Genomic DNA, 19,014 nt, shown 5'->3' with positions numbered 1-19,014 from the left:
ACAGTCCTTTAGCTCCAAAGGTTTCACGTGAATCATTTGCCAATACAAAATTCGGAGAAGATTACCCCGAGCAACTGTTCGACATCCACTCGTCCGGTAATTCTGCCCAAATACTCTGCAGCAATTCGCAGCTGCTCGGTCCGCAGTTCAAGATTCACATCCGTCTGCGATATGGCCGCATCAATCGCCACTAAACATTTCGCTAGCGAATCCTTATGCCGCTGCCGGCTGGGGATTGCCATAGACAGGCCAGCACAACGTCTCTCAACGATGTCGCCGATCAACCGCCGTAGTTCCGGCAGACCTTCACCCGTCGCGGTCGAAATCTGCAGATCATACCGACTCGAAGCGACTTCGGTCAGATCCATCTTTGTCCCGACAGTAACATGCGGAGAGGACTGCTCCAAGTCGTCGGGAATCAGCGGTTTCGTCATGTCGACCAGCAACAGGACAAGATCGGCATCACGCAGTGCCACACGCGCGCGCCGCACACCTTCCATTTCGACTTTGTCATCCGCCTCGCGAAGACCCGCAGTGTCATAGAGCTTGATCAGGTAACCATCAATATCGAGATCAACCTGCAGGACATCGCGGGTGGTTCCGGCAATCTCCGTCACGATTGCCACGTCTCGACGCGCCAAAGCGTTCAACAGGCTCGACTTTCCAGCATTCGGAGCGCCGGCGATGACCACCTTGAAGCCGTCTCGGATGATCTCGCCGGCCGAAGCCGCCGCCAGATGATCCCCGATATCGCTGCGAAGCTTCGCCATATCGGCCCAGACCGCATCCGATACCGACCCTGGAACGTCATCCTCGTCGGGGAAATCAAGCTCCGCCTCGACCAGCGCGCGGGCACGCGTTAATCGTTCCGCCCACGAATCGTAAACTGCGGAAAGCCCGCCTGCGCTATGTTCGACCGCAAGGCGCCTCTGCATTTCGGTCTCGGCGCCGATGAGATCGGCCAGCCCTTCCACCTCAACGAGATCAAGCTTGCCATTCTCGAAAGCCCGGCGGGAGAACTCGCCTTCAACCGCCATCCGAACACCCGGAATATCGCCAAGCGCGTGAAACAGCGCCGCCAGCACGGCTCTGCTGCCGTGGATCTGCAGCTCGGCAACATCCTCGCCGGTAAACGAATTTGGAGCAGGAAAAAACAGCACCAGGCCGCCATCGATCGGCTGATTGTTACGAGCCCGAATCGTTCGGTAAGACGCACGCCGGGCTACCGGAACGGACCCCACGAGCTTCACCAATATGTCTTTGGTCAGCGGGCCGCTGATTCGAACGACTGAAACACCCGACGGCAGGGCACCGCTCGATAGCGCATATATGGTATCATTCAACATGGCCATAACGCCTGGTTCATCGGATGGAATCGAAATCGATTCCTCTCAAACAGAAAAGCTGGAGGCATCGTGACGATGCCTCCAGCTTTAAGGGTGAATCCGGCTAAGGATTAAGTGTTCATCGATTCGAAGAAGTCGGAATTGTTTTTCGTCTGCTTGAGCTTGTCGATCAGGAATTCGACCGCATCGGTCGTGCCCATCGGAGCAAGGATGCGGCGGAGCACGAAGATCTTCTGCAGATCCTGGCGCGGAACCAGAAGGTCCTCCTTGCGCGTACCGGATTTCAGGATGTCCATCGCCGGGAAGATGCGCTTATCGGCGACCTTGCGATCGAGGACGATTTCCGAGTTGCCCGTGCCCTTGAATTCTTCAAAGATCACTTCGTCCATGCGGCTGCCGGTATCGATCAGCGCGGTCGCGATGATCGTCAAAGAGCCGCCTTCCTCGATGTTACGCGCCGCGCCGAAGAAGCGCTTCGGCCGCTGCAGAGCGTTGGCGTCCACACCGCCGGTCAGGACCTTGCCTGACGAGGGAACGACCGTGTTGTAGGCACGGCCCAAGCGCGTGATCGAATCGAGCAGGATGACAACGTCGCGTCCGTGTTCGACAAGACGCTTGGCTTTCTCGATGACCATCTCGGCCACCTGCACGTGACGGACGGCTGGTTCGTCGAAGGTCGAGGAGATAACCTCGCCGCGAACCGAGCGCTGCATGTCGGTCACTTCTTCGGGGCGTTCATCTATCAGCAGGACGATCAGATAGCACTCCGGATGATTGGCGGTGATCGAATGCGCGATGTTCTGCAACAACACGGTTTTACCGGTACGCGGCGGCGCGACGATCAATCCACGCTGGCCCTTGCCGAGCGGCGCTACCAGGTCGATCACACGTGGCGACAGATCCTTGGTGGTCGGAATATCGAGTTCCATCTTGAAGCGCTCGTTTGGATAGAGCGGCGTCAGATTGTCGAAATGAACCTTGTGCCGGATCTGTTCCGGATCGTCGAAATTGATGGTGTTGACCTTGAGCAGCGCGAAATAGCGCTCGCCTTCCTTCGGTCCACGGATCGGGCCTTCGACGGTATCGCCGGTTTTCAGCGAGAAACGGCGGATCTGCGACGGGGAGATATAAATATCATCCGGGCCTGGTAGGTAGTTCGCATTGGGCGACCGCAGGAAGCCGAAACCGTCCTGCAGCACTTCGACGACGCCTTCGCCGATGATTTCGACATCCTGGCTGGCAAGCATCTTGAGGATCGCAAACATCAGCTCCTGCTTGCGCATCGTGCTTGCGTTCTCGACCTCGAGCGATTCGGCAAATGCCAGCAGATCCGTCGGGGATTTACTCTTAAGTTCCTGAAGCTTCATTTCAGCCATGAAGTGACCAATACTCTTTTTAATTTCAAAGGGGAAAGGCGATGTTGGGTCGTATTCGGTACCGCGAAAGGGCTCGCAGACGACTGAACTCTACACACATGCCACGTAGATGAGATGCGCGGAAAATAGCGACTCGCAATCGCTGCCGCAAGAGGGCTGCTTAAAATGAAGCAAATTTAACCTGAGGACGATTTTCCTCAGAACGGCTTCACCACGACGAGGATGACGATCAGGATCATCAGCACTGTCGGGGCCTCGTTCATGAACCGCCAATAACGCGCCGAGCGGCGATTTTCATCCCGCTCGAACGCTCCGACGGCGCGGCTGAAGAACATATGAACAGCGGTCAGCAATACGACGAGACCGATCTTGGCATGCAGCCAGCCGCCCTGGAATCCATAAACCGACCAGGCGAGATAGAGGCCGAAAATCCACGTCAACATCATCGCCGGCGTCATGATGATCCGAAGCAGCCGACGCTCCATCACCTTGAAGGTTTCCGACTGCACCGAGCCGGGCTCCGCATCGGTGTGATAGATGAACAGCCTCGGCATGTAAAACAGCCCGGCCATCCAGGAAATGACCGCGATGATGTGCAGCGCCTTGACCCAGAGGTAGAGATTATCGGGGTTCCAGGCAAAAAGCCCGACCGCCATCAGCGCAAAGAAGGCCAGCGCAAAATGAGCCCGGCGCCGGGCGTAAGCGCCAGACCTCCGATCGGTCTGCTTTTCCATCGTCACGCCCCGCCTCGCACACGATCCACCAACAGACGCACATGCTCGGGATCGGCCTGCGGTGTAATGCCGTGACCGAGATTGAAGATCAGCGGACCATTGCCGAGATGCTGCAGAATATCATCGATGCCTTCCTCCAGCGCCCGGCCGCCGGCAACGACGCGCATCGGATCGAGGTTGCCCTGAACCGGTCCGTCTTTCTGAAGTTCGGCTGCAAAGGCCAGCGGGACCGACCAATCGAGGCCGATCGCATCTGCGCCCGTCTTCTGGCGATAGGTCTTGAGCTGATAGCCGGCGCCCTTGGCAAAAGCGATGATGCGAGCATGCGGCCGTTGTGATTTGACGGAAGCAATCATCCGCGCAACCGGCCTGATCGCAAACGCCTCGAACTCCTTCTCACCGAGAACACCTGCCCAGGAATCGAAGATCTGCACGGCATCGGCGCCGGCATCGATCTGGGCGACGAGATAATCGGCCGATACGTCGGCAAGCAGCATCAGCAGATGCTCGAAGGCGCGGGGATGCTTGTAGGCGAAGAGACGGGCAGGGGCCTGATCCGGCGTGCCGTGACCGGCGATCATGTAGGTCGCAACCGTCCATGGCGCCCCGCAGAAACCGAGCAGCGTCGTCTCCGCTGGCAGTTCTTCACGCAGCCGCCGTACCGTCTCCAGAACCGGCCTGAGATAATCGACAACCTCTTCGCCGTTCAAACTGCCGATCCCGGCTTCATCGATCGGATCCATCTCCGGGCCATGGCCCTCGGTGAACCGGACATTTCGCTTCATTGCGTCTGGAATGACCAGGATATCGGAAAACAGAATGGCCGCATCGAAGCCATAGCGGCGCATCGGCTGCAATGTCACTTCGACGGCATACTCAGGCGTGTAGCAGAGATCGAGAAAACTCCCTGCCTTTGCCCGTGTCTCCCGATATTCCGGGAGATAACGTCCTGCCTGTCTCATCAGCCAGAGAGGAGGAGGGGAGAGACTCTCGCCACTCAAAACCCTCATGATCTTTCGGCGCGTATCGCTCAAGCGCTTCTTCCCTATAAAATAACAAAGATATTTTAAAAGGTTTCTATTTCTTAGAGTCGGTGACTATCAAGGATTAAAATCCATCCACCGCCGATGCCATTTGTCGCGCGGCTGCAAAACAACATCGGAAAGATTTGTCCATCTCGTCCAAATTTCGGGGAGAAGCCGAATCCAGAAATGATTCCAAATCCTTCCGGATCGACAATTTTTCTCATAGCTGTGGACAGGCTGTGGACGAGCTTTCAAGAAGCGCAGCCCTTCCCCATCGTCCACAGGGCCAACCGAAACCGTTCGGCAAAATCCGAAATGTGGATAAGGAGGCATGTTTTCCCTTGCCGGAGACTGCCTCGCCGCCGTAGCTCTGTTTCATCCAGTGTTTTCAACAGGCAGCGGAAAATAGCGTGGAGAACAGAACGAACTTCTTTCATCTGCATCTGATTTCTGACTCAACGGGAGAGACTCTGATCTCCGCCGGGCGCGCCGCGTCGGCGCAGTTCAGATCGGCGCAGCCGATCGAACATGTCTATCCACTGATCCGCAATCGCAAACAGCTGCTGCCGGTTCTGCAGGCGATCGATGACGCCCCCGGCATCGTGCTCTACACCATTGTCGACCGGGAGCTTGCGAGCCTGATCGATGAGCGCTGCATCGAGATGGGTGTCGCTTCGGTGAATGTGCTGGAGCCGGTGATGAATGCCTTCCAGATCTATCTCGGCGCCCCGTCGCGCCGTCGGGTCGGAGCTCAGCATGTGATGAATGCCGGCTACTTCGCGCGCATCGAAGCGCTGAATTTCACCATGGATCACGATGACGGCCAGATGCCCGACGATTACAACGATGCCGATGTGGTGATCATCGGCATCAGCCGGACGTCGAAAACACCGACCAGCATCTATCTTGCCAACCGAGGCATCAAGACGGCGAACATTCCGATCGTCTATGGCGTGCCATTGCCCGAGAGCCTCTTCGTCGCGAGCAGACCGCTGATCGTCTGCCTGATCGCCACCACCGACCGTATTTCCCAGGTGCGGGAAAACCGGGTGCTCGGGGTGACGCAGGGTTTCGATCGCGAACACTACACCGATCGCGCCGCGATTTCCGAGGAACTGAAATATGCCCGCTCGCTTTGCGCCCGTCATAACTGGCCGCTGATCGACGTCACCCGCCGCTCAATCGAGGAAACAGCCGCAGCAATCGTTGCCCTGCGGCCGAAGCTGCGCTAAGCGCTGACGAAAAGCCGGCACGCCGAGGAACCCATGACACCGAAACTCATCCTTGCATCGTCGAGCCCGTTTCGCCGGATGCTGATGGAAAATGCCGGTCTGTCCTTCGAGGCGCATGCCGCAAGGATCGATGAACGGGCCGTCGAAGCGCCGTTGGAAAAAGCCGGTGCTAAGCCTGATGCCGTGGCCCTCGTCCTGGCCAGGGCCAAGGCGGAGGAGGTCAGCAGCCGCTTTCCGGATTGCCTGATCATCGGTTCGGATCAGACAATGTCGCTCGGCGACAGCGTCTTCCATAAACCGAAGGACCTGGCTGACGCGGCTAGCCACCTTCAAGCTCTTTCCGGCGTAACCCACAGATTGAACAGCGCCGTCGCGATCGTCAGCGACGGCGTGGTCTTGTGGGAACATCTCGCCCATGCGGAATTGACGATGCGGCCACTGACGGTGGAGTTCATCGCCAGGCATCTGGCGCGGGTTGGCGAACGGGCGCTTTCCAGCGTCGGCGCCTATCAATTGGAGGGGGAGGGCATCCAGCTCTTCGAAAAGATCGAAGGTGATTATTTCACCATTCTCGGCCTGCCGATGCTGCCGCTCTTAAAAAAATTGCGAGAACTCGGAGCGATCGATGGGTGATTCACGTGAAACATTCGGGCCGAAGGCGTTTGTCACGGGCTTTCCCATCAAGCATTCGCGCTCGCCACTGATCCACGGATATTGGCTGAAGACGCTCGGTCTGCCGGGCAGCTACCGCGCTCATGAAGTGGCACCCGAGGCCTTTGCCGATTTCATTCACTCGTTGAAGGACGGCAGTTCCGGCTTTATCGGAGGCAATGTCACCATTCCTCACAAGGAATTGGCGTTCCGGCTCGCCGACAAGCCGGACGCGCTATCGCGCGAACTCGGCGCCTCGAACACGCTCTGGCGGGAGGATGGCGCCCTGCATGCGACGAATACCGACGGTCGTGGCTTCATCGCCAATCTCGACGAACGCCATCCCGGCTGGGACCGGCATGGCACGGCCGTCGTCTTTGGCGCCGGCGGCGCCAGCCGCGCGATCATCCAGGCGGTCCGTGATCGTGGTTTCAAGGAGATTCACGTCGTCAACCGCACCGTCGAACGCGCGCGTGAACTCGCGGATCGTTTTGGCCCGCGTGTCCAGGCCCATCCGGCCGGAGCGCTTGCCGAAGTGATGAAAGGGGCCGGCCTCTTCATCAATACCACCTCGCTCGGCATGGACGGCGAGCAGGCGCCGCAACTCGATTTCTCGCCTCTGGCAGCCGATGCCGTCGTCACCGATATCGTCTATGTGCCCTTGAAGACGCCGATCCTGACGCAGGCGGAAGAGCAAGGGTTTCCCATCGTCGATGGTCTCGGCATGCTCTTGCACCAGGCCGTACCCGGCTTCGAAAAATGGTTCGGCCAGCGTCCCATCGTCGACGCGGCGCTGCGTGCGCTCATCATCGCGGATATGGAAGCACACTGATGCTGAAGATCGGTCTCACCGGCTCCATCGGAATGGGAAAATCGACAGCGGCAAAGCTCTTCGCCGATGCCGGAATCCCGGTCAATGATTCGGATGCCGTGGTCCACGATCTCTATGCCGGCGAGGCTGCACCCCTGGTGAATGCCGCCTTCCCCGGCACGATGAAGGATGGAGCCGTCGACCGACGTGAACTCGGCCGCCTGCTCGCTCTTGATCCCGACGGCTTCAAACGCCTGGAAGCGATCGTCCATCCGCTGGTTCGCAAACGTGAGACGGAATTTCTGAAGCGACAACGCGCCGCCGGCGCCGATATGGTATTGCTCGATATTCCATTACTTTTCGAAACCGGCGCCGAGGCAAGAGTGGATGTCATCGTCGTCGTCAGCACTGATCCACAGATTCAGCGCCAAAGGGTGCTTGCGCGCGAAGGCATGACCGAGGAAAAATTCGACATGATTCTCTCACGCCAGACGCCGGACACGGAAAAGCGGCGCCGGGCCGATTATCTGATCGACACCAGTCACAGTATCGCGACGACGAGGGAACGGGTGTTCGAGATCGTCGCCGAACTGAAAACGCGGATTGCCAAGGGAGATTTCCGGAATGCGTGAGATCATCTTCGATACGGAAACAACCGGCCTCGACAACCGCGCCGACCGCATCATCGAAATCGGCGGCATCGAGCTCTTCAATCATTTCCCCACCGGCAACACGATCCATATCTTCATCAATCCTGGAGATCAGAAGGTTCATCCGGATGCGCTCGCCGTGCACGGCATCACCGATGAATTCCTGAAGGACAAGCAGCATTTCGCCGAGGTTGCCGAACAAATCCTCACCTTCTTCGGCGATGCGAAGTGGATTGCCCATAACGCCACCTTCGATATGGGCTTCATCAACGCTGAGTTCGCGCGGATCGGTTTACCGCCAATCCTGCCGGAACGGGTGCTCGACACGCTGTCGATGGCGCGGCGCAAACATCCGATGGGGCCGAATTCGCTCGATGCGCTTTGCCGGCGCTACGGCATCGATAATTCGCACCGCACCAAACACGGCGCGCTGCTCGACTCCGAGCTGCTTGCCGAAGTTTATATCGAGATGATCGGCGGCAGGCAGGCGGCCTTTGGCCTGAGCATATCAGGAACGTCGGGCCAGGCTCGCCACGGCGAAACGGCAATGGAAGACGATGTGGTGGTTGCCGCAGTGCTTGAGCGGCCCCGCCCACTCGCCCCGCGCATCAGCCTATCCGAGGAGCAGGCGCATGATGCGCTCGTCGCCAAGCTCGGTGAAAAAAGCGTCTGGGCGAAATACGCCAATCTCGATTAAACCGGTCCTCAATTGAAAATGCCCGGGACCAGGCCCGGGCATCCGCATTTCAGACAAGAAGGATCGGGTCAGTTCGGAACGGCCTGAACCTTGGCGCGGGCCTGTTCTTCGGCAACGCGCTGAGCGAACATCTGCGTGAAGTCGATCGGGTCGATCATCAGCGGCGGGAAACCGCCGTTGCGGGTGACGTCGGCGATGATCTGACGGGCGAAGGGGAAAAGCATGCGCGGGCACTCGATGAAGAGCACAGGCAGCATGTGTTCCTGCGGGAAACCGGCAACGCGGAAAACGCCGCCATAGGTGAGTTCGGCATGGAAAACCGTCTTGTCGCCGTCCTTGGCTTCGGCATTCAGCGACAGCACGACATCGAAATCCGTATCGGAAAGCGGGTTGGCGTTGACGTTCACATTGATGTTGATCGTCGGCGCCTTGTCGCGGGCCTGCAGCGAACGCGGCGCACCCGGATTTTCGAAGGACAGATCCTTGGTATATTGCGCAAGGATCGAAAGGGTGGGGTTGGCCGCACCGTTGCTGTTGTTATCGTCTGCCATTGGCTTTTCCTCGAGGGGCATGGGAATGGTGCCGCCATCTAACATTTCAGGCAAGGGCTTACAACCCTGGGCGCTTGGCTCGGTTGATCAGCCGCAGTGCCTCAATCGCCAAGATGCTTGCCGGACCACGGCGAGTTGCGATCCGGCTCTCTATGATAGTCCTCCTCGTCGAGATCGACCACCTTCGAGTTCGGCTTGCGGTCGCGGAAATCGGGTTGCGGGCTGGCAGAAGAGCCGCCCTTGGCATTGACGACGACGAAGCGTTTGGCGATCGCCCGCCAGACGAGATCGCGCACCGGCGGAATGAGAATGAGGATCGCGATGATATCCGTGAGGAAGCCGGGAATGATCAGGAGCAGCGAGGCGATAACGTTCATCGCCGGCCGCAGCAGGTCGCGGCCCGGCATCACCCCATTTCGTCCTTCGCTCGACATGCGGCGCAAAATACCGATGCCCTGCCGGCGCAGCAGAACCACGCCGAGAACGAAACCCAGCATGACGAGAACAAGCGTCAGCCACAATCCGATAGCCTGGCCGACGACGACGAAACCGGCAATTTCGGCGAACGGCAGCAGCAGAATGGAGGCTGGCAGGATCGAAAAACGCATGTCGGTCATGTCCCGGGCTCGCCGGTCTCCTCTTGGCGCTGGCGAAGATGCCAGCGATCATTTGAATCATCTGTATAGGCAGACTATATGGGAGTACAAATCAGAGATGTTAACGGCGGCTGCGATACGATATGAGTTCGAACGACTTCATCACATTATTTTTCCTGGTAGCGGCTGTGCTGATTTTCTTTCAGCTCCGCTCCGTGCTCGGGCGCCGTACAGGAAATGAGAAGCCGCCGCGCGATCTCTATACGCCGCGGGATGCGGCTCCGGCCGAAGCCGCCGATGCTGGCAAGGTCGTGACGCTGCCGCGGCGCGATGCGACGACGGAGGATGAGGATCGCTTCGCCGCCATCGATGCTTTCGCGGCGCCCGGAACGCCGCTCAACGAATCGCTGCGTGCGCTGAACAAGGCCGATCCTGCCTTCAGCCCGAAGGAGTTTCTGAACGGCGCCCGCATGGCGTACGAGATGATCGTCATAGCCTATGCCGATGGCGACCGGAAAACGCTGAAAAACTTGCTGTCCCGCGAAGTCTATGACGGCTTCGACGCGGCGATCGGCGAGCGTGAAGCCCGGGGCGAGAAGGTGAAGTCCACTTTCGTCGGCATCGACAAGGCTGAGATCACCCATGCGGAGACCAAGGGCAGCGAAGCACAGATCACCGTGCGCATTGCCAGCCAGCTGATATCGGCGACCTGCGACAAGGCCGACGTTCTGATCGAGGGCGACGCTGAAAACGTCGCCGAGGTCAACGACGTCTGGACCTTCGCCCGCGACACCCGCTCGCGCGATCCGAACTGGAAACTTGTGGCGACCGAATCGGAACATGAGTGACCACGCATCGGACTTCGTCCTGCAGGCCATAAGCTTCGACACTCTGGAAGGCTGGAAGGATGATGATCCCTCCAGCCTTTTTGAAGTTATGCGAAGCTGCCGGCGGCAAATCACCGATGTCAAACCGTACCGCACCGGATCGCTGGGCCTGAGCTCCGAAGATCTGCTTCCGCTTCTCGCCGCCGCCGAAGATTTCACGCCGTCATCTCCGGAATCGGCGCGCGCCTTTTTCGAGACGCGCTGTCGGCCCTTTCTGATTCGCCGCAAGGACGGCAATGCCGGCTTCGTCACCGCCTTCTACGAACCCGATATCGACGTGGCGGAGCGGCCGGACGAAATTTTCCGTTTTCCTTTCTACCGGAGTCCGGACGATCTGATCGATCTCGACGACGCCAATCGCCCCGCCGGGCTCGACAAGGCCTATGTTTTCGGCCGTCTGCAGGAGGACCGCGTCACTGCCTATCCGGACCGCCGCGCCATCGATCAGGGGTTTCTCGAGGGCCGCGGGCTCGAAATCGCCTGGGCGAAGTCGAAGGTCGATGTCTTCTTCGTGCATGTGCAGGGTGCTGCCCGCCTGCGTTATGAGGATGGTCGTATCGGCCGCATCACCTACGCGGCGAAAGCCGGCCACGCTTTCTCGGCGATCGGCAAGCTACTGATCGAGCGCGGCGAGATCAATCGGGCGGAGATTTCGATGCAGGCGATCCGTGCCTGGCTGGTGCGCAATCCTGAGCGCGTCGACGAAGTGTTATGGCATAACCGCTCTTATATTTTCTTCCGTGATGCACCGGTTGCCGATCCGCAGGCAGGTCCGATCGCGGCCGCCAAGGTGCCGCTTCTCGCCGGGCGCGCGCTTGCGGTCGACCGAATGATCCATACCTTCGGCTTTCCCTTTTTCATTCGCGCCGAAAGCCTCATCCATCTCGACCAGGGCCGGCCGTTCCGCAGGCTGATGCTGGCGCTCGATACCGGTTCGGCGATTATCGGGCCGGCGCGGGGTGATATCTTCACCGGCTCGGGGGACATGGCCGGGGAAAGTGCCGGCACGGTCCGCAACGACGCCGATTTCGCCATCCTCATTCCCAATACCGCCGCCGGAAGATTCGACTGATGGCCAGGGATCGCAAGCTGAGTGCGGATGAGAGGATCCTCTGGGGCAAGGTTGCCCGCAGCACGCGGCCGATGCCCGGCAAGGCGGGGGCGTTGACCGAACTCGATGCCTTTCTTGCCGAAGCCGAAGCGGCAGCCGAACGGGAGCAGGAAAAGCAGACGCCCGCCACACCCACGCCGCTGCAGCCGACAGCACCGTCAATGGCAAAGCCATCGGCCGGGGTGCATCATCCGCTGGAAAAGCCGGTCAAGCGTAAGATCGCCAAGGGCCGGCTGGCGCTCGAAGCGCGGATCGACCTGCACGGGATGGTGCAGAGCGAGGCCCATGCCATCCTTCTCGATTTCCTGATCCGCGCCCATGAGCGCGGCATGCGCCATGTGCTTGTGATCACGGGCAAGGGCAGCTCCATGGGCAGCGAGGGCGCGCTGAAGCGGGCCGTGCCTCTCTGGTTCTCGAAGCCGGAATTCCGCTACCTGATCTCCTCCTATGAGTCGGCCGCACAACATCATGGCGGTGAGGGCGCGCTCTACATTCGCCTGTCGCGGCGGCATGGGGAAAGGCCATGACTCCCTTCGGAGAGGCGGTTCGCAGGTTGCGGGCGCGCAAGGGCGTCTCGCAGAAGGAGATGGCGGAAGCACTGAATGTCTCTCCTGCCTATCTCTCGGCGCTCGAACATGGAAAGCGTGGTTTGCCGACATTCGATCTGCTACAGCGCATCGCCGGCTATTTCAACATCATCTGGGATGAGGCCGAGGAACTGTTCCTGCTCGCCCGCTCGTCCGACCCGCGCGTCGTGATCGATACCTCCGGCTTGCCTCCCGAATATACCGAATTTGCCAACCGGCTGGCCCGGCAGATTCGCAACCTTGACAGTGCGGAGATAGGCCGGCTATCGGCTCTTCTCGAAAATGGCGGCAAAGGCGACGGAAAAGCGTCATAATCCCCTGTTTTATGCCTTGTTTTAGGGGCTTGCCATTGGGAAGTGGGTTCAAAAAACCTATATACAAGAGTGAAGAAAGCCGGTGATTCGCAAGGCGCGCCGCAGCTTTACGACAACAGGGAAAATCTCGACAGAATGAGCGATACATCCGCGACGGAAAACGGCGTAAGCACCGAATATGGCGCAGATTCCATCAAGGTTCTGAAGGGCCTCGATGCCGTGCGCAAACGCCCCGGCATGTATATCGGCGATACCGACGACGGCTCCGGCCTGCATCACATGGTCTATGAAGTCGTCGACAACGCGATCGACGAAGCGCTTGCCGGCCATGCCGACATCGTCACTGTCACTCTCAATCCGGATGGCTCGGTGACCGTCACCGACAATGGTCGCGGCATCCCGACGGACATTCACACCGGTGAAGGCGTGTCGGCGGCCGAAGTTATCATGACGCAGCTTCATGCCGGCGGTAAGTTCGACCAGAATTCCTACAAGGTCTCCGGCGGCCTGCACGGTGTCGGCGTCTCCGTCGTCAACGCGCTGTCCGTCTGGCTGAAGCTGAAGATCCGCCGTCACGACAAGATCCATGAAATGAGCTTCACCCATGGCGTGGCCGATGCTCCGCTGAAGGTTACGGGCGACGCGCCGAATGAAACCGGCACGGAAGTGAGCTTCATGCCGAGCACCGGCACCTTCACCATGACGGAGTTCGACTACGGCACGCTGGAACATCGCCTTCGCGAACTCGCCTTTCTGAATTCAGGCGTCCGCATCCTGCTGACCGACAAGCGCCATTCCGATATCAGGCAGGAAGAGCTGCGTTATGACGGCGGCCTCGAGGCTTTCGTCGCCTATCTGGACCGCGCCAAGAAGTCGCTCGTCGACAAGCCGGTTGCCATCCGCGGCGAAAAGGACGGCATCACCGTCGAAGTCGCGATGTGGTGGAACGACAGCTATCATGAGAATGTGCTGTGCTTCACCAACAACATTCCCCAGCGCGACGGCGGCACGCATATGGCCGGCTTCCGCGCGGCGCTGACGCGCCAGGTCGTTTCCTATGCCGACAGTTCCGGCATCACCAAAAGGGAAAAGGTGACGCTGCAGGGCGAAGATTGCCGCGAAGGCCTGACGGCGGTTCTGTCGGTCAAGGTGCCGGATCCGAAATTCTCCTCGCAGACCAAGGATAAGCTCGTTTCCTCGGAAGTCCGTCCTGTTGTCGAAAGTCTCGTCAACGAGGCGCTGAACACCTGGTTCGAAGAGCATCCGAGCGAAGCCAAGATCCTCGTCGGCAAGGTCGTCGAGGCAGCCGCCGCACGCGAAGCGGCTCGTAAGGCCCGCGAATTGACCCGCCGCAAGGGCGCACTCGATATCGCTTCGCTGCCGGGCAAGCTTGCTGACTGCTCCGAGCGTGATCCGACAAAATCCGAAGTCTTCCTCGTCGAGGGCGATTCTGCCGGCGGCTCGGCCAAGCAGGGCCGCTCGCGCGAGAACCAGGCGATCCTGCCGCTGCGCGGCAAGATCCTGAACGTCGAACGCGCCCGTTTCGACAAGATGCTGTCGAGTCAGGAAATCGGCACATTGATCACCGCGCTCGGTACCGGCATCGGCAAGGACGAGTTCAATGTCGAAAAGCTGCGCTACCACAAGATCATCATCATGACGGACGCTGACGTCGACGGCGCCCATATTCGCACCCTGCTGCTCACCTTCTTCTTCCGCCAGATGCCGCAACTGATCGAGCGCGGTCATCTCTATATCGCCCAGCCGCCGCTCTATAAGGTCTCGCGCGGCAAGTCGGTGCAGTATCTGAAGGATGAGAAGGCGCTCGAAGAATATCTCATCAGCCAGGGCCTGGAAGATGCTTCGCTGAGGCTCGGCAGCGGCGAGGTTCGCGCCGGCCAGGATCTGCGCGAGGTCATCCTCGATGCGCTGCGCATGCGCGCCCTGCTCGACAATCTCCATTCGCGCTACAATCGTTCCGCCGTCGAACAAGCGGCGATTGCCGGAGCGCTCAACGCCGAGCTCGCCAGCGACCCGGCCAGAGCGTTGGCGCTGGCAAACGAAGTGGCTGGGCGCCTCGACATCATCGCCGAGGAAACCGAGCGCGGCTGGCGGGGCGATGTGACAACCGATGGCGGTCTGCGCCTCGAGCGCATGGTCCGCGGCGTCAGGGAACTCGTCGTGCTCGACATGGCGCTGATCGGTTCCTCGGATGCCCGTCACATCGACCAGCTGACGGCACGCCTCAAGGAAATCTATCAGACGCCGCCGTCGCTGCATCGCCGCGAAGGCGACGTCGAAATCTCCGGCCCGCGCGCCCTGCTCGACGCGATCTTCGCAAGCGGCCGCAAGGGCCTCACCATGCAGCGCTACAAGGGCCTTGGCGAGATGAATGCCGAGCAGCTCTGGGAAACGACGCTCGATCCGAATGTTCGCTCGCTGCTGCAGGTCAGGGTCAACGACGCCACCGACGCCGATGGTCTCTTCGCCCGCCTGATGGGTGACGAAGTCGAGCCGCGGCGCGAATTCATCCAGGAGAATGCGCTGAGCGTTGCAAATCTCGATATCTAATTGATATTTCAAAACTAAATGGCCCCGCTATCTTTAGGATGGCGGGGCTTTCGTTTGCCCGATATCCGCCTGGCCTTTGGCTTCGCTCAATTCGCGACGAAGCGGCCGTGGAAGGCGACCTCGGAGAGCGGCTTGCGCTGGCTGGGGAATTCGCGGGCCTGATTGCGTTCGGAAAGAACGCTCTTGTCGGCCAGGCGGCCGACGGCGACGCCTGCTTCGACCCGGTATCCCTCGGGAATGCTGAAAGCCCGCCTGATTTCTTCATGCTTGATGCCGCCCATGCCATGGGCGTAAAGGCCGGAGAGGCGCGCCTGGATCGCCAGATGCCCCCATGCCGCACCGGCATCGAAGGAATGGGTGTAGCTCGGCTTTTCCTCAGCCGAGCCGGCAGCCCCGGTGAAAGCGCGGGACACGACAAAGATCAGCGCCGATGCATTCCTGGCCCATTCCTGGTTGGAATCGTTGAGCAAAGCGACGAATTTCTCCCAATGCTCCGAACCCTTGAGACCATAGATGAAGCGCCAGGGCTGGTGGTTGGCCGAGGACGGCGCCCAATGGGCGGCGTCGAGCAGACGGAGCAGCTGCGTCTCCTCGATGATTTCGCCGGTGAAGGCGCGCGGCGACCAGCGGTCGAGAAACATCGGATCGATCGGATAGTCGGATTCGCGGTGATTGCTCTTCGTCATGCTTGTTCCAGGGATTGGGGCAGAAAATTTGGATCGGGGGCTGGGCTTAGTCCGACCAGACGATGTCGAGTTCTTCGCGAAAGGCGAAGCGCTTCAGATGATCGTCGATGACCTGCTGCATCCTCTCCTGTTGCGAGGGATCGGCGACGGAAAGTGTCATGGTCAGTGCCGCAGCGTCGGCCGCAAACGTCACCTCGGCCGTATCGCTGAACGGCACCCGGCCCTTCAGAGGATCAAAATCGACGCTGAACTTGTGGCTCCAGTGTTTGCAGAGCTGCTGCAGGTAACGGCTTGCATGTTCGGTCCGTACGACGGCCTTCGAGAGATGCATTTCGAACTCCACGTCATTTTGTATAGCAGAGACATATTTCCTGCTTCACCGGCTTGGCAAGCGCAGCATCGTCGCAGTTTGGGTGTACAGACTGTCTTCATAAAAGCGGCCTCACGCCGGCGTCCAAGCAGGGTAATGAACCATTTCGTCAATCGATCGGGGAGGTGCGCATGCTGGTGAACGGAAAATGGACGGAAGACTGGCAGCCCGTGCAGGCGAAGGACGAAAAGGGCGGCTTCGTCCGCCAGACCTCAAGTTTCCGCAATTGGGTGACCGCGGATGGTAGCGCCGGGCCGACGGGCGAAGCCGGCTTTGCAGCCAGCGCCGGCCGTTACCATCTCTATGTCGCCTATATCTGTCCCTGGGCCTCGCGCACCCTGATCGGCCGCAAGCTCAAGGGCCTGGAAGATATCATCTCCGTCTCGGTCGTCGAGCCGCTGCTGGGCAAGCAGGGCTGGCGCTTCGGTGACTATCCCGGCGCGACGGAGGATCACGTCAACGGCGTAACCTATATGCATGAAATCTATACCAGGGCGGCACCCGATTTCACCGGCCGGGCCACCGTGCCGGTTCTCTGGGACAAGCAGAAAAAGACCATCGTCAACAATGAATCCGCCGATATCCTGCGCATGCTGAACGGCGGCTTTGGCGCCCTGGCAAAAAATCCGATCGATCTTTACCCGGCAGAGAGGCGCACCGAGATCGATGCTTTCAACGATCGCATCTATCCTGCCCTCAACAATGGCGTCTACCGCGCCGGTTTCGCCACCACTCAGGTCGCTTACGAAGAAGCCTTTGCCGATGTCTTTTCCTGCCTCGACTGGGTCGAGCAGCAGTTCGAGGGCCCGTCTTTTCTCTTCGCCGATCATCCCACCGAGAGCGATATCCGGCTTTTCGTGACGCTGGTGCGCTTCGACGTCGCCTATCACGGCATCTTCAAATGCAATCTGCGTCGGCTTTCCGACTATGCCAATCTGCGCGCCTTCTGCCGCCGAATGCTGGATTGGCAGGGCATCGGTGAAACGGTAAACCTCGATCACATCAAGCGCGGCTACTATTCGATCGAAAGCCTCAATCCGACGAAGATCATTCCCTCCGGCCCGGATCTGGCGGAAATTTTTAGAGCATGATGCCGAAAGATACGGGCGGTTTTCAGCAGAAAATCATCCGAATCGCGGCAAAGCCGTACCGCTTCCCGGCAAAGCCGTAATGACACCGATGAATAATTCGTTCATAGGTGGCTGCAAATCCGTTTTCGATGAGGAGGAAATTCCATGAAGCTGATGCGTGTTGGCGAAGCCGGCAGTGAAAAACCAGCACTTCTCGATGCCGATGGCAAGATCCGCGATCTCTCCGGTCATGTCGCCGATATTGGCGGTGAAGCGATCGGACCCGCAGGCCTTGCAAAGATAGCGGCGATCGATCCGAAGAGCCTTCCGGAAATCGCACCCGGCCGCATCGGCGCCTGCGTCGCGGGCACTGGCAAGTTCATCTGCATCGGTTTGAATTATTCGGATCATGCTGCCGAAACCGGTGCGACCGTGCCGCCCGAGCCGATCATCTTCATGAAGGCAACATCCGCAATCGTCGGACCGAACGACAATGTCATCATTCCCCGCGGTTCGGAAAAGACCGATTGGGAAGTCGAACTCGGCGTCGTCATCGGCAAAACTGCCAAATATGTGACGGAAGCCGAAGCGCTGGATTATGTCGCTGGTTATTGCGTTTCCAATGACGTGTCCGAGCGCGCTTTCCAGACCGAGCGGTCCGGTCAGTGGACCAAGGGCAAATCCTGCGACACCTTTGGTCCGATCGGACCCTGGCTTGTGACCAAGGATGAAATTCCCGAACCGCAGAACCTCGGCATGTGGCTGACGGTCAACGGCCAGAAGATGCAGAACGGCTCATCGAAGACGATGGTTTACGGGGTTGCGTTCCTCGTCTCCTATCTCAGCCAGTTCATGTCGCTGCACCCCGGCGACGTGATCTCGACCGGCACGCCTCCGGGCGTCGGCATGGGCCTCAAGCCGCCGCGTTATCTCAAGGCCGGCGACGTGGTCGAACTCGGCATCGAAGGTCTCGGCACGCAGAAGCAGACCTTCATAGCGGATCGTTAACGACGCTTCTTGCTGAGAAACTTAAGTTTTCAGGTCGATTATGATGCCGCAGGTCAATTCTGCGGCATTTCTTGTGTGGGTCTGGTACGCCCATGTTGCTGTGCAACAAAAACCTGTTAGTCTGCGCGACGTGCCCGCGTTACGAAAAGAGTCGATGCCTCTCAATCGGCGTCATCTTTTCGATAGAGAAAGGTGGCGCCTTCCAATGTTTTATCAGCTTTATGAATTGAACCATGCCGCCATGGCGCCGTTTCGCGCCGCGGCCGATATCATGCGATTTGCCTATGCCAATCCGCTGAATCCGTTCTCCCATACGCCATTCGGTCGCACGATGGCGGCAAGTCTCGAAATGTTCGAACGCACGACGCGCCGCTACGGGAAACCGGAATTCGGACTGAAGCAGACGACGATCGGTGACAGGACGGTGACCGTCCGCGAAGAGGTCATCTGGTCGCGCCCCTTCTGCAATCTCTTGCATTTCGCGCGCAATGCGCCCGCCGCCAGCCGCAATGACCCGCGCATCCTGATCGTCGCGCCGATGTCTGGCCACTATGCCACGCTGCTGCGCGGCACGGTCGAGGCGCTGCTGCCGAGTGCCGATATCTACATCACCGACTGGATTGACGCCCGCATGGTGCCGATGACAGAAGGCACGTTCGATTTCGACGATTACGTCGACTACGTCATCGAGATGCTGCATTTCCTCGGTCACGACACGCATGTCATCGCCGTCTGCCAGCC

The 19,014-nt window shown here is 59.3% G+C and carries 20 protein-coding genes and 1 pseudogene; 13 read left to right on the top strand and 8 right to left on the bottom strand.

The annotated features are described in order from the left end of the window. Positions 1–32 precede the first annotated feature (32 nt). The 4 genes from mnmE to hemE all read right to left on the bottom strand — a co-directional run bounded on the left by mnmE (position 33) and on the right by hemE (position 4,490). Positions 33–1,352 carry a tRNA uridine-5-carboxymethylaminomethyl(34) synthesis GTPase MnmE gene (gene mnmE / locus HX899_RS13590; protein ID WP_181292657.1) on the bottom strand — a complete coding sequence of 440 codons (1,320 nt, stop codon included), beginning with the start codon at positions 1,350–1,352 and terminating at the stop codon, positions 33–35. A 104-nt stretch (positions 1,353–1,456) separates the two neighbouring features. Further along, positions 1,457–2,722, bottom strand: a complete 1,266-nt coding sequence (gene rho, locus HX899_RS13585) for a transcription termination factor Rho (protein ID WP_012759538.1) — start codon at positions 2,720–2,722, stop codon at positions 1,457–1,459. Between the two features lie 197 nt (positions 2,723–2,919). Next, positions 2,920–3,456, bottom strand: coding sequence for a protoporphyrinogen oxidase HemJ (gene hemJ, locus HX899_RS13580; protein WP_138389340.1), 537 nt, complete (start codon positions 3,454–3,456; stop codon positions 2,920–2,922). 2 nt (positions 3,457–3,458) lie between these two features. Beyond that, positions 3,459–4,490 carry a uroporphyrinogen decarboxylase gene (gene hemE / locus HX899_RS13575; protein ID WP_138331979.1) on the bottom strand — a complete coding sequence of 344 codons (1,032 nt, stop codon included), beginning with the start codon at positions 4,488–4,490 and terminating at the stop codon, positions 3,459–3,461. 401 nt (positions 4,491–4,891) lie between these two features. Between hemE and HX899_RS13570 the strand changes: the two genes are divergently transcribed. From HX899_RS13570 to dnaQ, 5 genes are read left to right on the top strand one after another with little or no spacing between them, the layout of a single operon-like run. Next, entirely contained in the window at positions 4,892–5,713 is an 822-nt protein-coding gene (locus tag HX899_RS13570; protein WP_138389338.1) for a pyruvate, water dikinase regulatory protein, read from the top strand. A gap of 33 nt (positions 5,714–5,746) precedes the next feature. Further along, complete coding sequence (locus HX899_RS13565; RefSeq protein ID WP_138331981.1) at positions 5,747–6,346, top strand: Maf-like protein; 600 nt, start codon at positions 5,747–5,749, stop codon at positions 6,344–6,346. Beyond that, positions 6,339–7,196 (top strand): shikimate dehydrogenase, encoded by an 858-nt coding sequence (locus HX899_RS13560; RefSeq protein ID WP_138389337.1) that lies wholly within the window; start codon positions 6,339–6,341, stop codon positions 7,194–7,196. Before HX899_RS13565 ends, HX899_RS13560 begins: the two co-directional genes overlap by 8 nt. Beyond that, entirely contained in the window at positions 7,196–7,807 is a 612-nt protein-coding gene (coaE, locus tag HX899_RS13555) for a dephospho-CoA kinase (protein ID WP_138389336.1), read from the top strand. The genes HX899_RS13560 and coaE overlap by 1 nt, the downstream gene beginning before the upstream one ends. After that, positions 7,800–8,522 (top strand): DNA polymerase III subunit epsilon, encoded by a 723-nt coding sequence (gene dnaQ / locus HX899_RS13550; protein WP_181292656.1) that lies wholly within the window; start codon positions 7,800–7,802, stop codon positions 8,520–8,522. The genes coaE and dnaQ overlap by 8 nt, the downstream gene beginning before the upstream one ends. A gap of 68 nt (positions 8,523–8,590) precedes the next feature. On the opposite strand, the gene secB is transcribed toward dnaQ, so the two are convergent. Together secB and HX899_RS13540 are read right to left on the bottom strand one after the other, a co-directional pair. Further along, positions 8,591–9,073, bottom strand: coding sequence for a protein-export chaperone SecB (gene secB, locus HX899_RS13545; RefSeq protein ID WP_003544086.1), 483 nt, complete (start codon positions 9,071–9,073; stop codon positions 8,591–8,593). A 101-nt stretch (positions 9,074–9,174) separates the two neighbouring features. Next, complete coding sequence (locus tag HX899_RS13540) at positions 9,175–9,681, bottom strand: FxsA family protein (protein WP_138332031.1); 507 nt, start codon at positions 9,679–9,681, stop codon at positions 9,175–9,177. A 131-nt stretch (positions 9,682–9,812) separates the two neighbouring features. On the opposite strand from HX899_RS13540, the gene HX899_RS13535 reads away from it, so the two are divergent. The 5 genes from HX899_RS13535 to gyrB all read left to right on the top strand — a co-directional run bounded on the left by HX899_RS13535 (position 9,813) and on the right by gyrB (position 15,139). Further along, positions 9,813–10,517, top strand: a complete 705-nt coding sequence (locus tag HX899_RS13535) for a Tim44/TimA family putative adaptor protein (protein WP_181292655.1) — start codon at positions 9,813–9,815, stop codon at positions 10,515–10,517. After that, the gene (locus tag HX899_RS13530) at positions 10,510–11,628 is read left to right on the top strand and encodes a murein transglycosylase A (RefSeq protein WP_181292654.1); all 1,119 of its coding nucleotides are present in this window, start codon (positions 10,510–10,512) and stop codon (positions 11,626–11,628) included. Before HX899_RS13535 ends, HX899_RS13530 begins: the two co-directional genes overlap by 8 nt. After that, on the top strand, positions 11,628–12,194 hold the full coding sequence (locus HX899_RS13525) for a Smr/MutS family protein (RefSeq protein ID WP_138331986.1): 567 nt from the start codon (positions 11,628–11,630) through the stop codon (positions 12,192–12,194). The genes HX899_RS13530 and HX899_RS13525 overlap by 1 nt, the downstream gene beginning before the upstream one ends. Then, positions 12,191–12,568, top strand: coding sequence for a helix-turn-helix domain-containing protein (locus HX899_RS13520; protein ID WP_018244167.1), 378 nt, complete (start codon positions 12,191–12,193; stop codon positions 12,566–12,568). The genes HX899_RS13525 and HX899_RS13520 overlap by 4 nt, the downstream gene beginning before the upstream one ends. A 135-nt stretch (positions 12,569–12,703) precedes the next feature. Continuing rightward, positions 12,704–15,139: a DNA topoisomerase (ATP-hydrolyzing) subunit B gene (gene gyrB, locus HX899_RS13515; RefSeq protein WP_027682324.1), complete on the top strand. Its 2,436-nt coding sequence runs from the start codon at positions 12,704–12,706 to the stop codon at positions 15,137–15,139. A gap of 86 nt (positions 15,140–15,225) precedes the next feature. Here the strand turns inward: gyrB and HX899_RS13510 are convergent, their stop codons facing one another. Beyond that, positions 15,226–15,825 (bottom strand): nitroreductase family protein, encoded by a 600-nt coding sequence (locus HX899_RS13510; RefSeq protein ID WP_181292653.1) that lies wholly within the window; start codon positions 15,823–15,825, stop codon positions 15,226–15,228. Positions 15,826–15,871: 46 nt separating this feature from the next. Further along, positions 15,872–16,156, bottom strand: a complete 285-nt coding sequence (locus tag HX899_RS13505; protein ID WP_181292652.1) for a DUF2218 domain-containing protein — start codon at positions 16,154–16,156, stop codon at positions 15,872–15,874. Positions 16,157–16,326: 170 nt separating this feature from the next. Here HX899_RS13505 and HX899_RS13500 point away from each other — a divergent pair, with 170 nt between their 5' ends. The 3 genes and pseudogenes from HX899_RS13500 to HX899_RS35065 form a co-directional block, all read left to right on the top strand. Further along, positions 16,327–17,286, top strand: coding sequence for a glutathione S-transferase family protein (locus HX899_RS13500; protein ID WP_181292651.1), 960 nt, complete (start codon positions 16,327–16,329; stop codon positions 17,284–17,286). A gap of 144 nt (positions 17,287–17,430) precedes the next feature. Further along, positions 17,431–18,273: a fumarylacetoacetate hydrolase family protein gene (locus tag HX899_RS13495; RefSeq protein ID WP_138389331.1), complete on the top strand. Its 843-nt coding sequence runs from the start codon at positions 17,431–17,433 to the stop codon at positions 18,271–18,273. A gap of 205 nt (positions 18,274–18,478) precedes the next feature. Then, positions 18,479–19,014 (top strand): annotated as a pseudogene (locus HX899_RS35065) (polyhydroxyalkanoate depolymerase); the annotation flags it as partial.

This window comes from Rhizobium sp. WYCCWR 11146 (genome assembly GCF_013591995.1).
GTDB classification, from domain to species: domain Bacteria; phylum Pseudomonadota; class Alphaproteobacteria; order Rhizobiales; family Rhizobiaceae; genus Rhizobium; species Rhizobium indicum.
Note: the sequence above shows the minus strand (reverse complement) of the source record. Positions and strands in the feature narration are given on the sequence as shown.

Excerpts from the sequence above, each read along its gene's own strand:
- mnmE (WP_181292657.1), bottom strand. The coding sequence starts at position 1,352 with ATGGCCATGTTGAATGATACCATATATGCGCTATCGAGCGGTGCCCTG.
- rho (WP_012759538.1), bottom strand. The coding sequence starts at position 2,722 with ATGGCTGAAATGAAGCTTCAGGAACTTAAGAGTAAATCCCCGACGGAT.
- hemJ (WP_138389340.1), bottom strand. The coding sequence starts at position 3,456 with ATGGAAAAGCAGACCGATCGGAGGTCTGGCGCTTACGCCCGGCGCCGG.
- HX899_RS13565 (WP_138331981.1), top strand. The coding sequence starts at position 5,747 with ATGACACCGAAACTCATCCTTGCATCGTCGAGCCCGTTTCGCCGGATG.
- HX899_RS13560 (WP_138389337.1), top strand. The coding sequence starts at position 6,339 with ATGGGTGATTCACGTGAAACATTCGGGCCGAAGGCGTTTGTCACGGGC.
- coaE (WP_138389336.1), top strand. The coding sequence starts at position 7,196 with ATGCTGAAGATCGGTCTCACCGGCTCCATCGGAATGGGAAAATCGACA.
- dnaQ (WP_181292656.1), top strand. The coding sequence starts at position 7,800 with ATGCGTGAGATCATCTTCGATACGGAAACAACCGGCCTCGACAACCGC.
- secB (WP_003544086.1), bottom strand. The coding sequence starts at position 9,073 with ATGGCAGACGATAACAACAGCAACGGTGCGGCCAACCCCACCCTTTCG.
- HX899_RS13540 (WP_138332031.1), bottom strand. The coding sequence starts at position 9,681 with ATGCGTTTTTCGATCCTGCCAGCCTCCATTCTGCTGCTGCCGTTCGCC.
- HX899_RS13535 (WP_181292655.1), top strand. The coding sequence starts at position 9,813 with ATGAGTTCGAACGACTTCATCACATTATTTTTCCTGGTAGCGGCTGTG.
- HX899_RS13530 (WP_181292654.1), top strand. The coding sequence starts at position 10,510 with ATGAGTGACCACGCATCGGACTTCGTCCTGCAGGCCATAAGCTTCGAC.
- HX899_RS13525 (WP_138331986.1), top strand. The coding sequence starts at position 11,628 with ATGGCCAGGGATCGCAAGCTGAGTGCGGATGAGAGGATCCTCTGGGGC.
- HX899_RS13520 (WP_018244167.1), top strand. The coding sequence starts at position 12,191 with ATGACTCCCTTCGGAGAGGCGGTTCGCAGGTTGCGGGCGCGCAAGGGC.
- gyrB (WP_027682324.1), top strand. The coding sequence starts at position 12,704 with ATGAGCGATACATCCGCGACGGAAAACGGCGTAAGCACCGAATATGGC.
- HX899_RS13510 (WP_181292653.1), bottom strand. The coding sequence starts at position 15,825 with ATGACGAAGAGCAATCACCGCGAATCCGACTATCCGATCGATCCGATG.
- HX899_RS13505 (WP_181292652.1), bottom strand. The coding sequence starts at position 16,156 with ATGCATCTCTCGAAGGCCGTCGTACGGACCGAACATGCAAGCCGTTAC.
- HX899_RS13500 (WP_181292651.1), top strand. The coding sequence starts at position 16,327 with ATGCTGGTGAACGGAAAATGGACGGAAGACTGGCAGCCCGTGCAGGCG.
- HX899_RS13495 (WP_138389331.1), top strand. The coding sequence starts at position 17,431 with ATGAAGCTGATGCGTGTTGGCGAAGCCGGCAGTGAAAAACCAGCACTT.